We start from the raw sequence: 20,989 nt of genomic DNA, 5'->3' as shown, positions 1-20,989 counted from the left end.
CATCCCTAGGAACCATCCGCCCTCGTGAACATTTGACCCAAGGGATCGCACCGAGCCCGGCTTGCGCGCGCCCGCGTCCAGCATCTGGATGACCTCGATGTTCGCCTCGGGCGATGGGGGAGCTGTGAGTACAGTCATAGAGAACTTGCTGTTGCGAAAGCAGAAGCTCGTGGAACAGCTCGAGAAAGCGCAGGCGGTGGAGGACCGCGACAAGATTGAGCACCAGCTCGAACAGATCAACACGGCGCTGGATTTTCTGGACAGGCCGGGATCGAGAGACGCGCGTTAGCCGCTCAGTCCACTTTCAGCGCTTTGGCGTAGACCACGCCCGATCTGGTGATGTGCGTCGTCATCAGCGATTCGAACGCGTCGAACTCGCCGCGCGTGAACAGATCGAGCAGCTTGCGGTGTTCGTCGAATGACGATCGGGTGCGCACGTCGATCGGCGAGGTCAGATTGGTGCGCAGCGCGGCGACGCGGCCCGCGACGAGCTGATAGGATTCGGCGAGGTAGCGATTGCCGCAATGAGCGAACAGGCCTTCGTGAAAGCCGGCGTCAGCGCGGCCATAGGCGATGTTGTCGCGCGTCTCGAGCGCCGGCTCCATCGCTGCGATCGCCTCGCTCATCGTCGCGATCGCGGCGTCGCGGTCATGGCGAAAGGCGAGCTCGGCCGCCTTGGGTTCGAGTGCAATACGGAAGGTGCAGAGCGCGGTAATGTCCTCGGCGCTCGGCGTGAATACGAAGCTGCCGACCTGCGGCCGGATCACCACCAGGCCCTGCGCCTGCAGTTGGCCCATGGCCTCGCGCACCGGCGTGCGGCTGACGCCGAAGGAATTCGCCACCATCTCCTCTGAGATCGCGGCACCAAGCGCGAACTCGCCCTCGATGATAGCCTGCCGCAGCCGCAGCATCACCCGCTGCGACAGCGATTTCGGCGCATCGAGCCTCAGCGAGCGCATGGATGCTCTCAGATCACCTTGCCGGGGTTGAGCAGATGATCGGGATCGAGCGCGGTCTTGAGCGTCCGCATCAGCGCGATCTCGCCCTCGCTGCGGGCGTGTCCGAGCCATTTCTTTTTCAGCGTGCCGATGCCGTGCTCGGCGGAGACGCTGCCGCCCATATCGCGCACGAGTCCGTAGATGATCGCGTCCATCTCCTCCTTGGGCTGCTGCTCGACCGGAAGACCTGTGACCCAGGAGACGAGGTGCAGATTGCCGTCACCGATATGGCCGTAATAGACGCTCTCGCAGCCCTTGATGCCGGCAGCCAACGCCGCCTTGCAGCGCGTCGCGAACTCGTCCATCCGCGCCACCGCGAGGCCGATATCGTAGGAAATGTGCGGACCCAGCACCTGGCCGAATTCGGCGCAGATGTCGCGCACGCGCCAGAACGCCTGCGTCTGCGCCAGCGATTGCGCCACCGCTGCGTCCGCCAGCAGTCCGCGCTCCATCAGTTCTTCGAGCCAGGCCTGGAAGCGCGGCGCATCGACGCTCTCGTCGGTGCCCTGCGCTTCGACCAGCACGTAGAGAGCCTTCGCGGCGGCGACCGGCGGCTTGACGCCCGCGCGCGTGGTGATCACGTCCCAATAGTCCGGCCACATCACCTCGAAGGCCGACAGCAGCGGACCGAGCCCGCCGCGCGCAGCGCCGAGCAAGTCGATCACCGCGGCGTAGTCTTTCAGCGCACAGAGTGCAGCCATGGTCGAGCGCGGCTTCGGGAACAATTTCAGCACCACGCGGGTGATGATGCCGAGCGTGCCTTCCGAGCCGATGAAGAGATGCTTCAGATCGTAGCCGGCATTGTTCTTCATCAGCTTGTTGAGGCTGGTGATGATGGTGCCGTCGGGCAGCACCACCTCCAGCCCGAGCACCAGTTCGCGCGTCATGCCGTAGCGGATGACGCGATTGCCGCCGGCATTGGTGGAGAGATTGCCGCCGATGGCGCAGGAGCCGCGCGAGCCGAGATCGAGCGGAAAGAAGAACCCGGCTTCGTCCGCGGCCTTCTGGATCGTCTCCAGCGGCGTGCCCGATTTCACCGTCATCGTCATGGAGGCGCGATCGATCTCCTCGATGCCGGTCATGCGTTCGAGCGAGATTGCGACCCAGCCCGTTTCGGGCGAAGCGCCGCGGCAGAGCCCGGTCAATCCGCCTTGCGGCACAAAGGGCAGGCGTGCCTGCCGACAGGTCGCAATGGCATCAGCAACGCCCTGCGCATCGAGCGGGCGGATCACCGCGAGTGGGGTTTGCGGCAGGCTCGCGCTCCAGTCGTTACAATTGCGCGCGGGCACGTCGCTGCCGGTGAGCACGGCGGCCGCGCCGAGCTTGTCGCGCAAGGCCGCGAGCAGCGGCCCGGGATGTCCGATCGGGGTCACCATGTTCATGCGAGACCTCCTCTGGATTTGCGCCGTAACGACGGAAAGGATTTGCGTCGTTCTTGTATGTAAGGTACAACATGGAAAGTAAAGTAAAAACAAGGCCGGGCAAGTTCTCTGGGATTATTGGAGAACAGAGGCTCATTCGGGAGCCGCAGCGATGGATGGTGCTATGACCGAGGCAATTCGCGGGTTCTGGGTAGCGTCGGCGACGCCGCTGGCGGCGGACGGCAGCGTGGATTCCGCCAAGCTCGCCGGCCATGCCAAGCAACTCTTCAGCAAGGGCGTCGACGGCGTCGTTCTGTTCGGCACCACGGGCGAGGGCACCTCGTTCAATGTCACCGAACGGGTCGCGACCATCGAAGCCGTGCTCAAGGCCGGCGTGCCGGCGGAGCGGATCGGCGTTGGCGGCGGCTTCCCCGCCATCAGTGACAGCATCGCACTGACGCGCGCCGCGCTCGGCCTTGGCTTGCGCCACGTGCTGATCCTGCCGCCATATTTCGATCGCAGCGTCACGGCCGAGGGCATCGAGGATGCATTTGCTGCGATCATCGACGGTGCAACCGACGACCGCCTGCGCGCCTATCTCTATCATATCCCGCAGATCTCGGGCGTCGCGATCCCCACCACCGTCGCCGCGAACCTGCGCAAGCGTTACGGCAAGGTGCTTGCGGGTCTGAAGGACTCCAGCGGCGACTTCAAGCAGTTTCAGGCGTTCCGCGCGGCCGCGCCCGAGCTCGCCATCACGGTCGGCAATGAAACCGACATCGCCCGCGCGATCGCCGGCGGAGGTGCCGGCACCATCTGCGGCATGGCCAACATCACGCCGGAGCTGGTCAAGGCGATGATCGACGGCAAGGACGTCGAGGCGCGCATGCAGGCCGCCGTCGATATCGTGGTGAAGTCGGCATCCTTCCTGACGACGCTGAAGGCCATTCTCGCCGCGCAGACCGGTGATGCGGGCTGGTTGCGGGTACGCCCGCCGCTGCGTGCGCTGTCGGACGGCGCTGCGCTCAAGGCGAAGCTGGACGAACTGACCAGCCCGGCGATAGCGTAAGAACGCGTTTCATCTGCCTTGATCGTCGGCAGCGCGCGCTGACATGGTCCGAGCCGCGACGAGCGCGGCCGCAAACCCGGCCGCAGCACCGACGCCGAGCGCCCAGCGCGGACCGAGATTGTCTGCCACCCATCCGACAATGGGTGCGCCGATCGGTGTGCCGCCAAGGGCGACGCCGAGTCGCAACGCCATGACGCGTCCCCTCATCCGCGGCTCGGTGGAGAGTTGCATCATGGCATTCGAGGTGTTGGTCACCGTGAGCGCCGCCACGCCGATCAGGACGAGAGTGCCTGCGAACAGCCAATAGCTGGGCGCGAGCGCGGCCAACGTGCACCCAGCCCCAAACGTTGCGGCTCCAGACAGCAGCGAGACGAATTTCGGCTGCGCACGGCCGGCAGCCAGGAGTGCGCCCGAGATCGTGCCGACCGCCATCGTCGACGACAACAGGCCGAATCCGCGCGCATCCGTGTGGAAGACGCTGACTGCCATGGTCGAGATGAAGATCGGGAAGTTCAGCCCGAACGTGCCGATCAGGAACAGCATGATCATGATCGCGCGGAGATCGTTGCGCGACCACACGTAGCGAAAACCCTCCGTCATTCCGCCCGGAGCGCGGTGCGCCCGCGCATTCGGGCGCAACTCCGCGGTGCGCAGCAAGGCAAGCGAGCAGAGCACCGCCATGAAGGATGCAGCGTTGAGCAGGAAAGCCCAGCCGGTGCCGATCGAAGCGATGACCATCCCTGCGACCGCGGGCCCGACCATCCGCGCGGCGTTAAAGGACGTCGAGTTCAGGGCGATCGCATTGGAGAGCTCGCCGTCGCCGACGAGCTCGGCCACGAATGTCTGACGCACCGGGGCGTCGAAGGCCGCAGTGCAGCCAAACAGGAAGGCGAACACATAGACGTGCCAGAGCTTCACCAGGCCGGAGACCGTGAGAAGGCCGAGGACGAACGCCAGTGCGCCCATCGTTGCCTGGGTGGCGACCAGCAACCTTCGCTGGTTGAAATGATCAGCGGCAAAACCCGTCCATGGCATCAGCAGCAGTTGCGGTCCGAACTGCAGCGCCATCACCACGCCGACGGCCGACGCATTGTGCCGCGTCAGCTCGGTGAGAACGAGCCAGTCCTGCGCCGCGCGCTGCATCCACGTTCCCGTGTTGGACACCAGCGCGCCTGTAGCCCAGACGCGGTAATTATAGTTTCGCAGTGAGCGAAAGGTGCCCGCGACCGGCACGCTCACCAATCCCTTGCGAACGTGGTCCGGATTGGCTCCCCGCGCAGGCCGCTCACGCGCTTCAGCTTGCCCATCGGCGAATGGAGGTCTCCTGCGAGCGCGCCGGCGCGCGGACGAGACGAGCGTTGGTCGGACGAACTGATCATGGTGGAGTGAATGACATCCATGAAGCTGATCTGTAAAGAAGAACTGTGCAGTTGACCTGAACAAAGACGTGAGCGGATCCGCCGGTGTGGGCGTCGTGAAGCTCACGCACCGCGCGGTCCTCGTGCGACATGGCGTCGCGCCGATGGCGCACGATGAGCGTCCGATCTATCCGGCAACCGTGCTCATCTCGACTGCATTCAATTGCAATGCTTGGTTCCCGCTCAGGGCCCACCATAGTTCGGGTCGCAGCGATCGAGCGATCAAGGTTCTTAGAACGATTCGACACTAGAGCGATTCAAGTCGCCGCCATGTTCTCTTCATTCGCAGCGGCTGGTAGATGCGCCGGCTTCAACGCTGTGATCTGGAAGTGAATTGAAAGTGCATGCCTCTGCGGATGACCATCAGGTCGGTGCTCGTCGAAATCGCGCCGGCAAGGGCCGCGCTGGCCTTCTCGTCCTGCTGCTCGCCGAATGTCCCTTCAACACCGGCATCGCACAGGCGCAAACGGCCCTGCCGCCGGTGACTGTGGATGCGCCGGCGCAGCGGCCGAAGCCGGCGCGCGCTTCAGGGCAATCTCAACGCCGCACCCAGGCTGTACGCCGGAGCTCAGTTGCCGTGCTGCCCGCAGCCGCAATCCCATCCGAGCGGGCGGCGGCTGAGGCCGCCGCGCAACAAGCCGCAAGGCTCGGCTATCGCGCGCTGCCGAGCGCGTCCACGTTGCGCTCGGGCGCATCGCCGCTCGACACCTCGCAATCCGTCAACGTCGTGCCCGCACAGGTGCTGAAGGACCAACTGCCGCGCAATATCGACGATGCGCTGGTCAACATCAGCGGCATCACCCAGACCAATACACTCGCAGGCACCCAGGATGCGGTGATCCGTCGCGGCTTCGGTGACAATAGGGATGGCTCGATCATGCGCAACGGCATGCCGCTGGTGCAGGGTCGGAGCCTGAACGCGGCTGTCGACAGCGTCGAGGTGCTGAAGGGGCCGGCATCGCTGCTCTATGGCATCATGGATCCCGGCGGCGTCGTCAACACCATCAGCAAGCGTCCGGAGCTCTACCAGCACGGCTCGGTCACGCTGCTTGGCTCGACCTACGCCAACAACCGCAACGGTGCCGACGGTACCGTTGATGTCACCGGTCCGATCGGCGACGGCGGGCTTGCCTATCGCTTCATCGGCTACGGCGTCAGCGAGGATTATTGGCGCAATGTCGGCCGCCATCGGGAAATGCTGGTGAACCCGTCGGTCGCCTGGTACGGCGAGACCACAACGGTCCAGCTCACCTATGAGCATCGCGAGTTCATCTATCCCTTCGACCGCGGCACCGCCTTCGTCAACGGCGCGCCATTGGCAATCCCGAAGACACGGCGGCTCGACGAGCCCTTCAACAACATGTGGGGCACGTCGGACCTCGTGCAGGGCTCGATCGAGCAGAAGCTCGACGATAGCTGGAAGGTCTCGGCGGCCTACAGCTACAACACCGAGACCTACAGCGCGAACCAGCTCCGCATCACCGGCGTCAATACTGCCAGCGGCGTCGAGACCCGCAGCAATGACGGTACCCGGAACTCGCTGAGCAACGCCAGCTACGGCACCGCCTACGTGCAGGGCGACGTGTGGGTCGGTGGCTTCCGCAACGAGGTCCTGTTCGGCGGCGAGGCGATGTATCGCACCATCGATCGCCGCGACCTGATTCGCCAGGCGACGGCGAGCTTCAATGTCTACAATCCGGTTTATGGGTTGGTCACACCGGGCAGCACTATTTCGCCTGTTGACAGCGAACAGACCGACAAGCTCGGCACCCGCGGCTTCTTCGCCCAGGACACGTTCCATCTGACCAACTGGCTGTCCGCAGTCGGCGGCGTGCGCTGGATGCAATATGAGCAGCTCGCCGGAAAAGGCCGGCCTCTGTTCGTCACCAACACCAACCTCTCGGGCGACAAGGTGCTGCCGCTCGGCGGCGTGATCGTCAAGCTGAGCGAGGAGCTTTCTTATTATGTGAGCTATACGCAGTCGCTGAAGCCAACGTCGACGATCGCGGCGTTCACCAACGGCTTCGTCGTCGATTCAACCATCGCGCCCGAAGAGGCAACGCAATGGGAGACCGGACTGAAGTTCGACGTCAATAAACGGCTCTCGGGCAGCTTTGCGGTCTACGATATCCAGAAAAAGAACGTGTTGGTGCTGAACGACATCGGCGGCGGCAAGTCGGCGGCGCGCGCCTCCGGCGCTGCGCAATCGCGCGGTGTCGAACTGGACGTCAGCGGCCGGCTGACCGAGGAATGGAGCATGATCGGTAGCTACGGCTATACCGACGCGCGCCTGATCAACGATCCTCTCGTTGGTAACGCAAAGCTGCTGAACGCGGCGATGAATACGGCGTCGCTGTATCTCGTCTACGATTTCGGCGACCGGTTGCCTGGTCGCCTGCGGCTCGGCGGCGGCGCGCACTATGTCAGCGACCGGCCCGGCGACACGGCCAACACGTTCTTCCTGCCGGCCTACACCGTCGCGGACATCTTCGCGACCTACGACACCAAGGTCGACAAAGTGCCAGTGGCCTATCAGTTCAACGTCAAGAACCTGTTCGACAAGGTCTACTACACCTCCACCACCGCCAGCGCATTGAATGTCGCGATGGGTGAAGGGCGGCGTATCTCGCTGTCCGCAACGGTGAAGTTCTAGACAGTCATGCGACACCACCACGCGAGGGCCTGCGCCGATGCATAAGGTCTGGCCCGCAATCAAGGCCGCGCTGCTCCAGCTTCATTCCATAGCCGGTCTCCTGCTCGCCCTGTTGCTCTCCCTGATCGCGCTGACCGGCGCGATCATGAGCTTTGAGGACGAGATCGTCGAGCATCTGAACGCCGACATCATGCAGGTCGCGATACGGAGGACGCCGGCGCTGACGCCGGACGAGCTGGTGGCGCGCCTCAAGGCAGTGCCGGATGCCGGCAAGGTCGCCGCCATCACGTTGTCGAGCGATCCGTCGACCGCTGTGCACATCCGCTTCGTCCGCGACGAGCAGGGTTCGCGGCCATCCTCGTTCTATGTCGACTCCTATGACGGACACGTGCTTGGCGTGCCGCGTGGCGAGGATTTCTTTGCGACGGTGCGCCGGCTGCATCGCTGGCTGCTGATACCGGGCGATGCCAAGGGCTGGGGCCGCCGGATCACTGGCGTGGCCGCGCTGGGCCTGATCGTGATGCTGATCTCGGGTTTTGTGCTGCGCTGGCCGCGTCGGGCCAGCAGCCTGAAGATGTGGCTGAAGCCGGATCTTGGGCTCAGAGGCCGGGGGCTGCATCGCTCGCTGCACGCCGTCATCGGCACCTGGGTCCTGCCCATCTATCTGGCGATGACCCTGACCGGGCTTTGGTACTCGTTCGACTCGTACAAGGACGGCGTCCTCTGGCTGCTGTCGCGCCCACATGTGGCCGCGGCAAAGACGCAGCCGAAGCAGCCACGTCCGCCCGGCCGCGCCGAGCCGGCGCAGCCGATCGGCTTCGACCGAGCGTGGTCGGCCCTTCGGCGCGAGGAGGCCAACGGCTTCGCCAAAGCGCAGCTGGCCCTTCCTGCCGGGCCGGGCACAGTGATCCGGATCCGGGCGTGGGGAAAGGACTCCACACTCGAGTCCATGCGCGATGAGTTTCGCATCGATGCTGTGAGCGGCGAGGTCATCTCCGCGGAGCGCTATGCCGACAAGACGCTGGGTGAGAGGGCCATTGCTGGTGTCCTCGATATCCACCGCGGCGCTGTTCTGGGCTGGCCCGGCAGGCTCATCTTCATGATCGCAGCCGCGCTGATGCCGCTGTTCGCGATCACGGGCGTATTGTTGTACCTGTCGCGCCGCAAGCTGCGACCGTCACGCCAGCGCGCAACGCTCGGCGATAATGCCGCCGATCGCACGGGCGAACGGCAGGTTGCAGCTTTGAGCGACACCAAGGGCAAGCTCGACCGCGCTGAGCTGCGGCAGGTCCACCAGATCGCTAGCGTGCCGCAGCGACTTGCGCTCGCCGAGCCTGACGGGCAGGGCGGCAAAGCCGAGGCCGGCCTTGACGGCGCCGACCAGCGCAGAGAGGCTGCGCGCCTCACAGGCGATGGTCCATTCGCGCCCGACCAGGTGCAGGCTGCGCAAGGCTTCGCCGCGATAGGCGCAACCGTCCGCGAAGGAGACCAACGGAACAGCATCGCGGGACCGGTCTGACCGTGCGGCCGTGCCGAACCAGGCCATCGGTTCGAACGCGATCGCGGCGTCGGCGGCGTTCGAGGGCAGACGCTTGTAGAGGGCGAGATCGAGGCAATCGCGCCCGACGTCCTCGGCGAGCCGGGCCGACAGGTCGGTGTGCACTGATAGCCTCGCCTTGGGGAAGCGTGAGCGGATTTCGTCGACAGCCGACGTGAAGTCGCGCTCGAGAAAATCTGCGGGCATGCCGAGCCTGATCCGCTCACCCGATGCCGGCCGGCGCATCGCCGCGACCGCGCGCTCGTTGAGCAAGATGATCTCTCGCGCATGCGCGATCAGCTCCGTGCCTTTCACCGTCGGCCCGAGTACCCGGCCACGGGCCCGTTGCAACAGGGGATGGCCGACCAGGGCTTCGAGCCGGGCGATCTGGAGGCTGATCGCGGATTGCGATCGTCCCAGTTGATCCGCCGCACGCGAGAAGCTCTTCAGCTCGACGATGGCAAGCAGCGCCCGCAGGGTGTCGATATCAAGGGTCGTCGGCATGGAGGACTCCGGACGATGCGCCGGACAGGCTCCAGCGAGGGGGCAGTCAGAATGAGATTTATCAATCAACCCATTGCAGAAATCAATTTCTCGCGCGCGGGGCCTGCGCGCTATCAGTCAGGCAGCGCCGGCCGCAATCGAAGGCGCGGAGGAAACACATGCAACGTCGCGACGTTCTGAGAAGCCTGGGCCTGACGGCCGCTGCCGCCATGGCCACCACGCCGGCCTTGGCGCAAGGCTCGGTCAGTGCTGCGCGTGCATCGCCATCGGTCTGGCCGGCTCCGCAACTGGCGACTGCCAGCCGGCTCGGCCATTGCCGCTTCGGCAACGGCCCCGCGGTGTGTGTGGTGCTGCACGAATGGCTCGGCGATCACGTCAACTGGGAGCCGGTGCTGCCCTATCTCGACCCCGTACGATTCACCCTCGTGTTCATGGATCTCAGAGGTTACGGCTGGTCCCGCGGCATCAGTGGCGGCTACACGCTGGATGAGGCCGTCGCTGACGTGCTGCGTACCGCTGACGAGCTTGCGATCACCCGCTTTCATCTGGTCGGACATTCGATGTCCGGCTTGGTCGCGCAGAAGGTCGCGCTTCAGGCCGGAAGCCGGCTTCAAAGCGTGACATTGTTCTCGCCGGTGCCGCCCACCGGCTTTCGCGCCGACGAGGCCGCGATGAAGGCGCTCAACGCCGTCATCGACGAGGACGAGGCGGCCGGGCGTGCCATCACGGCCCGCACGTCCAGCCGCTACGGCGCCGGCTGGTTGCGCCGCAAGCTTACCATCGCGCGCGAGGCCTCGACCGTCGAGGCCAAGCGCGGCTATCTGACGATGTTCACGTCATCGGCCATCACCGGCGATACGCATGGGCTGGCGGCGCCCCTGCATGTCGTGACCGGCGCGCTGGACATCCCGTTCTATCGCGGCGAGCCGCTGCGGAATGCCTTTGCGCTCGCCTATCCCCGCGTGACGTTCGAGGTCATCGACGACGCCGGCCATTATTCAATGCTGGAAACCCCGGTGCGGGTCGCCGGCATCATCGAGAAGCGGCTGGCAGGCTAACGGCCTCCATGCGACGGAGTGGCTAGCCAAGCCTCTCGCAATCGTTCAAAAGCCCATGGCCTGTCCTCGTCAGGGTTCACGCCATGAAGCTTTCGACCGTCACTCCCGCCGATATCCGCCGCGCGCTGCTGCTCCGCGAGGAGATCGCGCTGCTCGATCTCAGGCACGAGGCGGCCTTCGCAACCGGGCATCCGCTGTTCGCGGCCAACATGGCCGTGGACCGGATCCCGGTCGAGGCGGCGGTGCGGCTGCCGCGCAAGGATGTGCCGGTTGTGCTCTTTGATGACGGCGAGGGACTGGGTGCAGAGGGCGCCGAACGCCTTGCGGCGCTCGGCTACAGCAATGTCTGTGCGCTCGATGGCGGGCTGAAAGCCTGGCGCGCGGCGGGCTATGAGGTGTTCGAGGACGTCAATTCCTACTCCAAAGCCTTTGGCGAACTGGTGGAGGCGCGTCGCCACACGCCGTCGTTCAGCGCCGACGAAGTGGCAAAGCTGATCGCAGACAAGGCCAACATCGCCATCCTCGACGTCCGCCGCTTCGACGAATACGCCACCATGAACATTCCCGGCTCGGTCAGCGTGCCGGGCGCGGAACTGGTGCTGCGTGCCGGCCAGGCCGCGCCCGACCCCGACACCACCATCATCGTCAATTGCGCCGGCCGTACCCGGTCGATCATCGGCGCCCAGTCGCTGATCAATGCCGGCGTGCCCAACAAGGTGCGGGCGCTGCGCAACGGCACGATCGGCTGGACGCTGGCGCGGCATCCGCTCGCCCATGGTGCCAACAGGCGCGGTGCCATCGGCTCGTTCGAGGGTGGTCCCGCCAACGCCCGCGACGTCGCCTATCGCGCCGGAGTCCGTCATATCGGCGCGAGCGAGATGTCGGCGCTGCTGGTGGATACCGATCGCACTCTCTATCGTTTCGACGTGCGCGATGCGGAGGAATATGCCGCCGGTCATCTGCCGGGCTTCCGCCACTATCCCGGCGGCCAGCTTGTCCAGGAGACCGACATGGCCGCGCCGGTGCGCGGCGCGCGCATTATCCTGACCGACGACAAGGGCGTGCGCGCCGACATGACCGCATCCTGGCTCGCGCAGATGGGCTGGGAGGTCTACGTGCTCGAAGGCGGCTATGGCGGCACGCTCGAGGTCGGCCCGCCGCTGATCCTGCCGAAGCCCGATCCGGCACATCGCTACCGTCGTCCCTATGAGGGAACCGATATCGCCGAGCGCGCCATGCAGGCCTACCTCGAGTGGGAATATGGCCTCGTCGACCAGCTCCGCCGCGACGGCACGCACGGGTTCTATGTGATCTGACTCTGAATTCCGTCACCCCCGCGCAACGGCGAAGCCGTTGTCGCTGGGAGGTGGCCGCTTTTTCAGCGGCCCTCGAACGATGACGGAGCCAGTGGGATACCAAGCGGCGCCGCCATCTTCTCCCCGTATCCGAACCCTATTGTGCTGTACGGCGTCGGCGGTCTATGAGCTGCGGCAAAGCCGCCATTTCAGGAGATTCCATGCCAGCCCCAGGCCAAAGCCCTGAGCGGAGCGCGAAGGCGCTGCTGCTTGAAGGTGTCAACGACAGCGCCGTGGACCTGTTCAAGAGCGCGGGTTTCACCAATGTCGAGCGCCTGACCAAGGCGCTGGATGGCGAGGCGCTGCGCCACGCGCTCAAGGGCGTCTCGCTGCTCGGCATCCGCTCGCGCACCCAGATCACCGACGATGTGCTGGCGGGCGCTGACGGGCTGCTCGCGGTCGGCTGCTTCAGCGTCGGTACCAACCAGGTCGATCTGCTGGCCGCGCGAAAGCGCGGCATTCCCGTGTTCAATGCGCCGTTCTCCAACACGCGCAGCGTCGCAGAGCTCGTCATTGGTGAGATCGTGATGCTCCTGCGGCAGATCTTTCCGCGCTCGGTGTCGGCCCACGAGGGCGGCTGGGACAAGTCCGCCGCAGGCAGCCGCGAGGTGCGCGGCCGTACGCTCGGCATCATCGGCTACGGCAATATCGGCTCGCAGCTCTCGACGCTGGCCGAAGCCATGGGCATGCGGGTGATCTATTATGATCGCACCGACAAGCTCCGCCACGGCAATACCGAGCCCGTCGAGAAGCTGGAAGAGCTGCTGGCGCAGAGCGACGTGGTCAGCCTGCACGTGCCGGAGACGCCGGAGACCGCGGGTATGATCGGCGAGAAGGAGCTGCGGGCGATGAAATCAGGGTCGTTCCTGATCAACAACAGCCGCGGCACGGTCGTGGATCTCGATGCGCTTGCCGGCGCGTTGCGTGATGGTCATATCGCCGGTGCCGCCATAGACGTGTTTCCGGTCGAGCCGTCGTCCAACTCGGAGCGCTTCAAGAGCCCGATGCAGGGCATCAACAACGTCATCCTCACGCCCCATGTCGGTGGTTCCACCGAAGAGGCGCAGGAGCGCATCGGCGGCGAGGTGGCGCGCAAGCTGGTCGATTATTTCATCACGGGATCGACCATGGGCGCCGTGAACTTCCCTGAGGTGCAGCTGCATCTGCGCCCCTCCGGCGTACGCTTCAGCCACGTCCATCGCAACGTGCCGGGGATGCTGCGCCGGTTGAACGAGGTCTTCCTCCAGCGCGACATCAATATCGCCGCGCAATATCTGGAGACGGCCGGGGATCTCGGTTACGTTGTGCTCGACGCCGATCTCGGCGGCCAGGACTCGGGCGCGCTGCTGGCGCAGATCCGCAGCCTCGAAGGCACGATCGGCGCACGCCTGGTATTCGAGCACTAGAGGCGTCACGTTCCGGTTGCGTCTCCTGGCCGGTGCTCGCTACACTGCTGTCGTTCTCGCGTGTTAGAAATCGCGCGGAATTTGAGCTTCAGTTGCGTGAGGGCCCGCCATGGAACGGGATTCCGTACTGATCGATCTTGCGCTTCAGGGCGGTGGCTCGCACGGCGCCTTCTCCTGGGGCGTGCTTGATCGTCTTCTCGAAGAGAAGTGGCTTACGATAGCAGCGATCTCCGGAACCTCCGCCGGGGCGATGAATGCTGCGGTGCTGGCGGATGGGTGGACGGCGGGCGGTGCCGAAGGCGCGCGTGACGCGCTTGCGCAATATTGGCGCCGCGTCTCGAGGGCTGCGGCCTTCAGTCCGCTGCAGCGCTCGCCACTCGACCGGTTGATGGGACGCTGGACACTCGATACGTCGCCGTTCTACGTCCTCACCGACCTGATGTCGCGGGTGCTGTCGCCCTACGATCTCAACCCGATGGGCTACAACCCGCTGCGCGCCGTGTTGGCCGAGAGCATCGATTTCGGGCGGCTTGCGCACTCGCCGATTCTGCTCTTCATCACCGCGACGCGGGTGCGCACTGGTCGCGGCCGCGTCTTCCGCAACGCCGAGATCACCGCCGATGTGCTGCTGGCATCGGCCTGCCTGCCGACCATGTTCCGCGCCATCGAGATCGACGGTGAACCGTATTGGGATGGCGGCTTTGCCGGCAACCCGACCATCACACCGCTGGTCCGCGAAAGCGACGCCCACGACACGATCCTCGTTCAGATCAATCCGACCGAGCGGCTGGAGCCGCCGCGGACGGCCGCGGAGATCCTCAACCGTCTCAACGAGATTTCCTTCAATTCACCGCTGATGAAGGAGCTGCGCATGATCGCGCTGTTGCGGCAGGCCGCCGATCCCGGTAGCGGCGAGGGCGCGCGGTGGGCCAAGATGCGGACACACCGGATCAAGAGCGACATGCTTGCGAAATTCGGCGCATCGTCGAAGCTCAACGCGGAATGGGAGTTCGTCTCGATGCTCCGCGCGGAGGGGCGCATGGCCGCGGAGGCCTTTCTCGTCGAGCATGGCGCCGACATCGGCCGGCGTTCGACGGCCGATCTCGATGTCCTCCTGGCGGAGTGCTGAGGCATGGGGCTTCTCGGCCTTCTCGTCGGACTCGGTCTGCTCGTGCTGTTTGCGTTTCGCGGCTGGAGCGTTCTCCTGCTCGCGCCCTTCGCGGCGCTGGTTGCGGCACTGTTCGGTGGTGAGCCGCTGCTGGCGAACCTGACGCAGGTTTTCATGGTGAATGCGGCGGGGTTTTTGGCACAGTTCTTTCCGATCTTTCTGCTCGGCGCCGTTTTCGGCAAGCTGATGGATGACAGCGGCGCGGTCAGGTCGATCGCCGCCTTCATGGCGAAAAATCTCGGCGAGCGGCGCGTGATCCTGGCCGTGGTGCTGGCGGGCGCGCTGGTCACCTACGGCGGCGTCAGCCTGTTCGTCGCGTTCTTCGTCATCGTGCCGATGGCACGTTCGCTGTTTCGTGCTGCCGGCATTCCGCGCCGGCTGATTCCGGCCACGATCGTTCTGGGCACCTCGACCTTCACCATGTCGGCCCTTCCGGGCACACCCTCGATCCAGAATGCGATCCCGATGCCGTTCTTCGGCACGACACCGTTTGCCGCGCCGGGCCTCGGCATCATCGCCTCTCTCATCATGCTCGGAACGGGATTGTGGTGGCTGCATCGCGCGGAAGCCAAGGCGCTGCGCGCCGGCGAGGGCTATGGCGACGAAGGCGAGGATCTGACCGAGCGCGCCGCATCCGACGAGTTCGTCCGCGAGCGCGCCACCGCGGCACGCGAGTTCGATCCGGCGGAGCTCAAGCACGGCCGTCGCAGCAGCGAGCCTGCGCCCGTCGTGAGCGCCATCCTGCCACTGATCGTCGTCGTCGCCGTCAATCTGGCGATGTCGCTCGGCGTGCTGCCGCGCCTCGATGTCTCCTATCTCGCCGAGCAACGCTTTGGCGGGACCTCGCTTGCCGCGGTCGCAGGCGTGTGGTCGGTCGTGGTCGCCCTGACCGCCGCCATCGTTGCGACGATCGTGCTGAACCGGGCGCGCCCTGCCGGCGTTGCGGCAGACCATGGATGCCGGGGCCAATGCATCGGTGCTGCCTGCGTTCAGTGTGGCGAGCCTGGTCGGATTTGGTGCGGTCGTGGCCGCGCTGCCGGCCTTCACAACGGTGCGTGACTGGGTGCTCGCGATCGAAGGCGGGCCGCTGGTGTCGCTCGCGGTCGCAACCAACATCCTGGCGGCGCTGACCGGCTCGGCATCGGGCGGCCTGACCATTGCGCTTGATGCACTCGGAGAGACCTATCTGGATCTCGCCGCACGCACCGGCATCGATCTTGCTCTGATGCATCGCGTCGCGGTGATCGGCTCGGGAACGCTGGATATTCTGCCGCATAACGGTGCGGTGGTCAGCCTGCTCGCGATCTGCGGCCTGACGCATCGCGACAGCTATGTTGACATCGTCATGGTGGGCATCGTGACGTCGCTCGTGGCGCTGGTGACTGTCATCGCGCTGGGCAGCGCGCTTGGATCGTTCTGAAGCGATTGACGGGGCAGGGTGGTTTACCCCGCCGCCGTCGCTTGTCCGCCACCGGACGAGGAAGCGGCCCTCGATCGCGACGGCCGCCTCAAGCCGCGATCCATCCGCGAGGTCCTAGTGCGCGCCGCCCGCGCCCGCCGCCTTCACCCGCCGCGTCAGCAGCACCGCGATCGCGGCGAGCACCAGCACTGTGCCGATCACGGCGAACGCGTCGGAATAGCCCATCACCAGCGCCTGGCGCTTCACCGTCTTGCCGAGCGCGATGATCGCCTGCTCGCGCGCGGCGTTGGGGTCGGGCACGCCATGGGCCAGGAAATAGTCCGTCATCTGCGCGACGCGGCCGCGGACTTCCTCGCGGCCGAGCGTGACGGACTGGCCGATGATGTTGGAGTGAAACTGCTCGCGCTTGGTGATGATGGTGGCAAGTGTCGCCGTGCCGATGGCGCCGCCGAGATTGCGGAACATGTTGCTGATGCCCGAGGCCGCGGCCGCGTCCTGCGGTGCGATTCCGCCCGTCAGCACCGAGGTCAGCGGCGTCAGCACCATGGCCTGGCCCACGGCGCGCACGATGTTGGGGATCCAGAGCTGATCGCCGGCATAGTCGGCCGACATGCCCGTGTTCATGAAGCAGCTATAGGCGAAGATGAGCAGCCCGGTGATTGCGATGAGGCGTGTGTCGAAACGCTGCATCAGTTTCGGGATCAGCGGGATCAGCACCAGCTGCGGCAGGCCGGTCCAGGCCAGCACGTTCCCGATCTGCTCCGCATTGTAGCCCTGCGCCTGGCCGAGATAGGCCGGCAGGATGTAGACGGAGCCGAACAGCGCGAAACCGACCATCGTCATCGCGATCGTCCCGAAGCCGAAATTGCGTTGCGTCAGCAGGCGTAGCCGGATCAGCGGCTTTTCGATGGTGAGCTCGATGGTGACGAACAGCGTCAGGCTGATGGCCGCGATCACCGCGAGCTTGACGATGAAGGGCGAGGAGAACCAGTCGTCCTTGTTGCCTTCCTCGAGCACGGCCTGCAGCGCTGACAGCCCGATCGCCATGGTGACGATGCCGGCCCAGTCGCCTTCTTTCAAAAGTCCGAGCTGCATCTTCTGCCGCTCGAGCGTCAGATAGAGCGCGGTCACCATCACCGCGGTCGGGATCACGTTGACGAAAAAGATCGTGCGCCAGCCGTAGGTCTCCGTGAGATAGCCGCCGATCGTCGGGCCGATCGCGGGGGCAAAAGTGACAGATAGCGCGAAGATCGCGAGCCCAACCGGCTGCTGCGGTTTCGGCAGCCTGGTCAACACCAGCGTGAACGCCATGGGGATCAGCACGCCGCCGGCAAAGCCTTGCAGGCCGCGCATCGCGATCATCGACGGCAGGTCGTGGGTGAAGGCACAGGCGACCGAGAAGGCCGCGAACAGGCTCGCGCTCGCCAGCATGTAGCGGCGGAACGTGAGCACGCGGCTGAGATAGTCGGTCAGCGGGATCACGATGATCTCGCCGATCAGGTACGACGTGGAGATCCAGGAGCCGTTGTCGGCGCCGGTGCCGATGCCGCCCTCGATGTTGGCCAGCGAGGCGTTGGTGATCTGGATGTTCAGGATCGCCATGAACGATCCGATCATGGCGGCAAGCACGGCGACCCAGACCGCGACGCTCGCGCGGTTGGAAGCGACGGCGACGTGATTAGGCGTCGCGACCGGGGTTGCTTGCGTCGAAAGTGAGAGGCTGTCTGACATGGCACGACCCTCCGGAAACGAGTGTTGCCTTTGACGCATCGGCCGCCTTCGCAGCCTGCGTATTCGAACGAGTTGCAATGGTCGGGATGACGGACATGCCGGGACGGAGCGCGATGGCGCGCCCGTGCTCATCATCGAGCGCGATCTTGACCGGGATGCGTTGCACCACCTTGGTGAAATTGCCGGTCGCGTTGTCGGGCGGCAGCAGCGCGAATTCCTGGCCGCTGGCGGGCGCGATGGAGTCGACATGGCCGTGCACGATCTGGCCCGGAAACATGTCGACCTCGATAGCGACGGCCTGGCCCGATTTCACGTGGGTGAGCTGAGTTTCCTTGAAATTGGCGACGACGTAGGCACCCTCGGCCGGCACGATCGACATCAGTTGCGTGCCTGCCTGTACGAACTGGCCGACGCGCAACGAACGGTTTCCGACCACGCCGTCGATCGGGGAGACGACGCTGGTGTAGCCGAGGTTCAGCTCGGCCTGGTGCTGCACCGCTTCCGCACGCGCCGCCGCCGCCTTGGCCTGGACGATCTCGGCCTTGAGCAGGTCGACCTGCTTGAGGGCCGAAGCGAGATTGGCGGTGTCGCGTTCGAGCGTCGCCTGCGCGGAGGCAATGCGTGATTGCGCCTGCTGCGCGTTCTGCACGCTGCCGGAGCCGGTCGCGGCGAGATCGGTGTAGCGCTTGTTGTCCTGCGCGGCGAAGGTGAGGTTGGCCTGATCGACGTCGAGCGTGGCTCGCGCGGCCTTGATCACCGCCTGCTGAACCTCGATCTGCGCTTCCTTGCTCGATATGGTGGCATTCGCCGCCAGCACATCGGCCTTGGCCTGGTCGAGCGCGACCCTGAAGTCGCGGTCGTCGATCCGGGCCAGCACCTGACCGGCCTTCACTTGCTCGTTATCGGCGACCAGAACGCGATCGAGATAGCCGCCGACCTTCGGAGCGACGGTGGTGTTGTCAGCCTTCACATAGGCGTCATCGGTCGAGACGAGGTACTGGCCGACAGTCCAGTAATCATAGCCGTACCAGCTCGCACCGGCGACTGCGATGACCGCGGCTCCCATCAGCAATAGCTTGCGAAGACTGAGTTTTTTCCTGGTGGCGACGGCTGGTGTGCCGGGCAGGACACCCTCCAGCGCGGAAGCGGGCAGGGCGGTCTGGACGGCGGCAGATGGGGTGGTGTGGACGGTCATGGCCGGCTCCCCTGATTTAGGAAACTTGACGATTTCCAAAATGAGGCTAGCTTTGGAATTGTCAATGGAATGACAGGCATCATGTAAAGACATGGCTGAGGCAAGACAGGACAACGCATGCCGCCCGCGCGGGCGGCCCCCGGTGCGCAGCGACGAGGAGACGACGCGAATCGTCCTCGAAGTGGCGCGGCATACCTTCGCGGTCGAAGGCTATGCCGCGACCAGCACCGAAGAGCTCGCCCGCCGCGCCGGCATCTCGACCAAGACGCTCTATCGCCTTTTTCCAGGCAAGGCCGCGCTGTTCGAGGCCATGTGCGCAGACAGGCTCGAGCGCCTGCTCTCTGCCGTCGATCTCCAGGCCGGCGATGACGTCGATATCGAAATGGGCTTGCGCGCCGCTCTGATGGCCTGCGCCGATCTCGCGCTCGACCCCGAGGTCGTGGCGTTGCAGCGCATGGTGCTGCAGCAATCCGCTACATTTCCCGAGCTCGCCGCGAATTTCTACACCAACGGCATCGCCCGCACCGTCAGGACACTCGCCGGTTGGCTGCGCCTCCAGGTCAAGCGCAAGCGCATCGCCATCGGAGACGCCGAAGAAGCGGCCGGCATGCTGATCGGCATGGTCGCGTCGGCGCCGCAGCGTGCCGCGATCTATGGCGGTGCAGCTTTGCCGTCACGCAAGCAGATCGAACGACGCGTGGAGACCTGCGCGGCGCTTTTCCTGGACGGCTGCCGCGCCAAACCGGCCTAGCGGCTCCGTTTTGACAATCCCATTCGCTTCGGCTATGTATTTCGCATGCGAAATAAAACAACCGCAGCGAGACATCATCGGCTGATCTATCTGCTGAACGTCGCGCAACGGCGCCTGCAGCGTTGGATGGCGGCACAGCCCTCGAGCGAAGTGACGCCGGCACAGGCCGGGTTGCTGTTCATCCTCGGCAAGCAGGATGGCGTCCTCATGGGCGAAGCCGGGGCGGCACTGGATATGGGCCCGGCCGGCATCTCCGGCCTGGTGGATCGCAGTGCTGCGGCAAAACTGGTCGAGCGGAGGGCCGATCGCGAGGACGGCCGTGCCTGGCGGGTGTGGTTGACGCCAAGGGGCCGCGATGTGCTGGCGCAGGCAAAGACCGACACGGCTGCAATCAACGCCGCGCTGACGGAGGGATTTACCGGTGCGGAGATCGAAATTGTCGCGCGCTGGCTGAGGAGCATTCAAGACAAGTTTCCAAGAGAGATTTCAAGAGACACCACAAGGGATCCAGAGGACTAAGAGGAGAAACCGATGACCGAGCATGTGCGCGTCGAAAACAACGGCGGAGTTCTCACGATCACGCTGGCGCGCCCCGACAAGAAGAACGCGCTGACGGATGCGATGTACGGCAAGCTTGCCGACACCGTCGAATCCGCCGAGTCCGATCCGTCCGCGCGCGTGCTGCTGATCCGCGGCGAGGGTGACATGTTCACTGCCGGCAACGACGTCGGCGAGTTTGCAGCCGTCGCCACCGGCAAGTCCGAAGGCAGCCGCAACGTCGGCCGCTTCATCCAGTCGCTGGCGCGTTGCACCCGTCCGCTGGTCGCGGCCGTGCAGGGCCGCGCCGTCGGCATCGGCACCACGATGCTCTTGCATTGTGATCTCGTCGTGCTCGCCGACAATACACTGTTGTCGACGCCCTTCGTCAGTCTCGCGCTGGTTCCAGAGGCCGCATCGAGCCTGCTGATGCCGGCGCGCATAGGCTATTCCCGCGCCTACGAGATGTTCGCGCTCGGCGAGACCGTGCCGGCCAAGGCGGCGCTGGAATGGGGCCTGGCCAGCCGCGTGGTGCCGCTGGACAAGCTCGACGCCGAGGCGCTTGCGTTGGCGCAGCGTCTCGCCCGCCAGCCGGCCGGTGCGCTCACTGCGACCAAGAAACTCATGCGAAACGGCGAGGCCCTGGTCGCTCAGATGCTGGCGGAGGGCGAGCAGTTCGCACGGCGCCTGCGCACCGCCGAGGCACGCGAGGCGTTCACGGCCTTTGCCGAGCGTCGGCCGCCTGACTTCACCAAGGTTTCGTGACGTCGAGGCGGTGTTAGGGTCTGGCAAACCGGGAATTCCCCGCGTTTGATTCAGCCTTAACGG

General features: G+C 65.2%; 16 protein-coding genes and 2 pseudogenes. 12 read left to right on the top strand and 6 right to left on the bottom strand.

What is annotated here, in order from left to right; genetic code table 11:
• The first annotated feature begins 61 nt into the window (after window positions 1–61).
• Complete coding sequence (locus tag ACVWZ4_RS09110; RefSeq protein WP_456700950.1) at window positions 62–289, top strand: hypothetical protein; 228 nt, start codon at window positions 62–64, stop codon at window positions 287–289.
• A gap of 4 nt (window positions 290–293) precedes the next feature.
• On the opposite strand, the gene ACVWZ4_RS09105 is transcribed toward ACVWZ4_RS09110, so the two are convergent.
• Together ACVWZ4_RS09105 and ACVWZ4_RS09100 are read right to left on the bottom strand one after the other, a co-directional pair.
• Window positions 294–959: a GntR family transcriptional regulator gene (locus ACVWZ4_RS09105; RefSeq protein ID WP_456740143.1), complete on the bottom strand. Its 666-nt coding sequence runs from the start codon at window positions 957–959 to the stop codon at window positions 294–296.
• An 8-nt stretch (window positions 960–967) separates the two neighbouring features.
• Entirely contained in the window at window positions 968–2,380 is a 1,413-nt protein-coding gene (locus tag ACVWZ4_RS09100; RefSeq protein ID WP_456740142.1) for an FAD-binding oxidoreductase, read from the bottom strand.
• Window positions 2,381–2,543: 163 nt separating this feature from the next.
• Between ACVWZ4_RS09100 and ACVWZ4_RS09095 the strand changes: the two genes are divergently transcribed.
• Window positions 2,544–3,428 carry a dihydrodipicolinate synthase family protein gene (locus tag ACVWZ4_RS09095; RefSeq protein WP_456740141.1) on the top strand — a complete coding sequence of 295 codons (885 nt, stop codon included), beginning with the start codon at window positions 2,544–2,546 and terminating at the stop codon, window positions 3,426–3,428.
• A gap of 9 nt (window positions 3,429–3,437) precedes the next feature.
• Here the strand turns inward: ACVWZ4_RS09095 and ACVWZ4_RS09090 are convergent, their stop codons facing one another.
• Window positions 3,438–4,667, bottom strand: a complete 1,230-nt coding sequence (locus ACVWZ4_RS09090; RefSeq protein WP_456736508.1) for an MFS transporter — start codon at window positions 4,665–4,667, stop codon at window positions 3,438–3,440.
• A 513-nt stretch (window positions 4,668–5,180) separates the two neighbouring features.
• On the opposite strand from ACVWZ4_RS09090, the gene ACVWZ4_RS09085 reads away from it, so the two are divergent.
• Window positions 5,181–7,499: a TonB-dependent siderophore receptor gene (locus tag ACVWZ4_RS09085; protein ID WP_456790079.1), complete on the top strand. Its 2,319-nt coding sequence runs from the start codon at window positions 5,181–5,183 to the stop codon at window positions 7,497–7,499.
• Between the two features lie 37 nt (window positions 7,500–7,536).
• Window positions 7,537–8,685: pseudogene (locus ACVWZ4_RS09080) on the top strand (PepSY-associated TM helix domain-containing protein); the annotation flags it as partial.
• On the opposite strand, the gene ACVWZ4_RS09075 reads toward ACVWZ4_RS09080, so the two are convergent.
• Window positions 8,677–9,540 carry a LysR family transcriptional regulator gene (locus tag ACVWZ4_RS09075; RefSeq protein ID WP_456740140.1) on the bottom strand — a complete coding sequence of 288 codons (864 nt, stop codon included), beginning with the start codon at window positions 9,538–9,540 and terminating at the stop codon, window positions 8,677–8,679. The pseudogene ACVWZ4_RS09080 and the gene ACVWZ4_RS09075 sit on opposite strands and share 9 nt — an antisense overlap.
• A gap of 158 nt (window positions 9,541–9,698) precedes the next feature.
• Between ACVWZ4_RS09075 and ACVWZ4_RS09070 the strand changes: the two genes are divergently transcribed.
• From ACVWZ4_RS09070 to ACVWZ4_RS09050, 5 genes and pseudogenes are all read left to right on the top strand, one after another.
• The gene (locus ACVWZ4_RS09070) at window positions 9,699–10,598 is read left to right on the top strand and encodes an alpha/beta fold hydrolase (RefSeq protein ID WP_456740139.1); all 900 of its coding nucleotides are present in this window, start codon (window positions 9,699–9,701) and stop codon (window positions 10,596–10,598) included.
• An 83-nt stretch (window positions 10,599–10,681) separates the two neighbouring features.
• Window positions 10,682–11,914 carry a rhodanese-like domain-containing protein gene (locus ACVWZ4_RS09065; protein WP_456740138.1) on the top strand — a complete coding sequence of 411 codons (1,233 nt, stop codon included), beginning with the start codon at window positions 10,682–10,684 and terminating at the stop codon, window positions 11,912–11,914.
• Window positions 11,915–12,114: 200 nt separating this feature from the next.
• Window positions 12,115–13,359, top strand: a complete 1,245-nt coding sequence (gene serA, locus ACVWZ4_RS09060; protein ID WP_456700959.1) for a phosphoglycerate dehydrogenase — start codon at window positions 12,115–12,117, stop codon at window positions 13,357–13,359.
• A 109-nt stretch (window positions 13,360–13,468) separates the two neighbouring features.
• The gene (locus tag ACVWZ4_RS09055) at window positions 13,469–14,488 is read left to right on the top strand and encodes a patatin-like phospholipase family protein (RefSeq protein WP_456740137.1); all 1,020 of its coding nucleotides are present in this window, start codon (window positions 13,469–13,471) and stop codon (window positions 14,486–14,488) included.
• A gap of 3 nt (window positions 14,489–14,491) precedes the next feature.
• Window positions 14,492–15,947 (top strand): annotated as a pseudogene (locus ACVWZ4_RS09050) (GntP family permease).
• Between the two features lie 114 nt (window positions 15,948–16,061).
• On the opposite strand, the gene ACVWZ4_RS09045 reads toward ACVWZ4_RS09050, so the two are convergent.
• Both ACVWZ4_RS09045 and ACVWZ4_RS09040 read right to left on the bottom strand, forming a co-directional pair.
• Complete coding sequence (locus tag ACVWZ4_RS09045; RefSeq protein ID WP_456700962.1) at window positions 16,062–17,678, bottom strand: MDR family MFS transporter; 1,617 nt, start codon at window positions 17,676–17,678, stop codon at window positions 16,062–16,064.
• Window positions 17,626–18,873: an HlyD family secretion protein gene (locus tag ACVWZ4_RS09040; protein ID WP_456700963.1), complete on the bottom strand. Its 1,248-nt coding sequence runs from the start codon at window positions 18,871–18,873 to the stop codon at window positions 17,626–17,628. Before ACVWZ4_RS09040 ends, ACVWZ4_RS09045 begins: the two co-directional genes overlap by 53 nt.
• A 91-nt stretch (window positions 18,874–18,964) precedes the next feature.
• On the opposite strand from ACVWZ4_RS09040, the gene ACVWZ4_RS09035 reads away from it, so the two are divergent.
• The 3 genes from ACVWZ4_RS09035 to ACVWZ4_RS09025 are packed head-to-tail and all read left to right on the top strand — an operon-like array spanning window position 18,965 to window position 20,926.
• Window positions 18,965–19,624 (top strand): TetR/AcrR family transcriptional regulator, encoded by a 660-nt coding sequence (locus tag ACVWZ4_RS09035; protein WP_456740135.1) that lies wholly within the window; start codon window positions 18,965–18,967, stop codon window positions 19,622–19,624.
• 45 nt (window positions 19,625–19,669) lie between these two features.
• A complete protein-coding gene (locus ACVWZ4_RS09030; RefSeq protein WP_456740134.1) occupies window positions 19,670–20,143 on the top strand; it encodes a MarR family winged helix-turn-helix transcriptional regulator in 474 nt (157 codons plus the stop codon).
• Window positions 20,144–20,155: 12 nt separating this feature from the next.
• The gene (locus ACVWZ4_RS09025; RefSeq protein ID WP_456700966.1) at window positions 20,156–20,926 is read left to right on the top strand and encodes an enoyl-CoA hydratase; all 771 of its coding nucleotides are present in this window, start codon (window positions 20,156–20,158) and stop codon (window positions 20,924–20,926) included.
• Window positions 20,927–20,989: the final 63 nt, after the last annotated feature.

This window comes from Bradyrhizobium sp. USDA 4472 (assembly GCF_054058595.1).
Note: the sequence above shows the minus strand (reverse complement) of the source record. Positions and strands in the feature narration are given on the sequence as shown.

Coding starts and splice junctions, on each gene's coding strand:
- ACVWZ4_RS09035 (WP_456740135.1), top strand. CDS start 18,965: ATGGCTGAGGCAAGACAGGACAACGCATGCCGCCCGCGCGGGCGGCCC.
- ACVWZ4_RS09025 (WP_456700966.1), top strand. CDS start 20,156: ATGACCGAGCATGTGCGCGTCGAAAACAACGGCGGAGTTCTCACGATC.
- ACVWZ4_RS09030 (WP_456740134.1), top strand. CDS start 19,670: ATGCGAAATAAAACAACCGCAGCGAGACATCATCGGCTGATCTATCTG.
- ACVWZ4_RS09045 (WP_456700962.1), bottom strand. CDS start 17,678: ATGTCAGACAGCCTCTCACTTTCGACGCAAGCAACCCCGGTCGCGACG.
- ACVWZ4_RS09040 (WP_456700963.1), bottom strand. CDS start 18,873: ATGACCGTCCACACCACCCCATCTGCCGCCGTCCAGACCGCCCTGCCC.
- serA (WP_456700959.1), top strand. CDS start 12,115: ATGCCAGCCCCAGGCCAAAGCCCTGAGCGGAGCGCGAAGGCGCTGCTG.
- ACVWZ4_RS09100 (WP_456740142.1), bottom strand. CDS start 2,380: ATGAACATGGTGACCCCGATCGGACATCCCGGGCCGCTGCTCGCGGCC.
- ACVWZ4_RS09070 (WP_456740139.1), top strand. CDS start 9,699: ATGCAACGTCGCGACGTTCTGAGAAGCCTGGGCCTGACGGCCGCTGCC.
- ACVWZ4_RS09065 (WP_456740138.1), top strand. CDS start 10,682: ATGAAGCTTTCGACCGTCACTCCCGCCGATATCCGCCGCGCGCTGCTG.
- ACVWZ4_RS09095 (WP_456740141.1), top strand. CDS start 2,544: ATGACCGAGGCAATTCGCGGGTTCTGGGTAGCGTCGGCGACGCCGCTG.
- ACVWZ4_RS09075 (WP_456740140.1), bottom strand. CDS start 9,540: ATGCCGACGACCCTTGATATCGACACCCTGCGGGCGCTGCTTGCCATC.
- ACVWZ4_RS09055 (WP_456740137.1), top strand. CDS start 13,469: ATGGAACGGGATTCCGTACTGATCGATCTTGCGCTTCAGGGCGGTGGC.
- ACVWZ4_RS09105 (WP_456740143.1), bottom strand. CDS start 959: ATGCGCTCGCTGAGGCTCGATGCGCCGAAATCGCTGTCGCAGCGGGTG.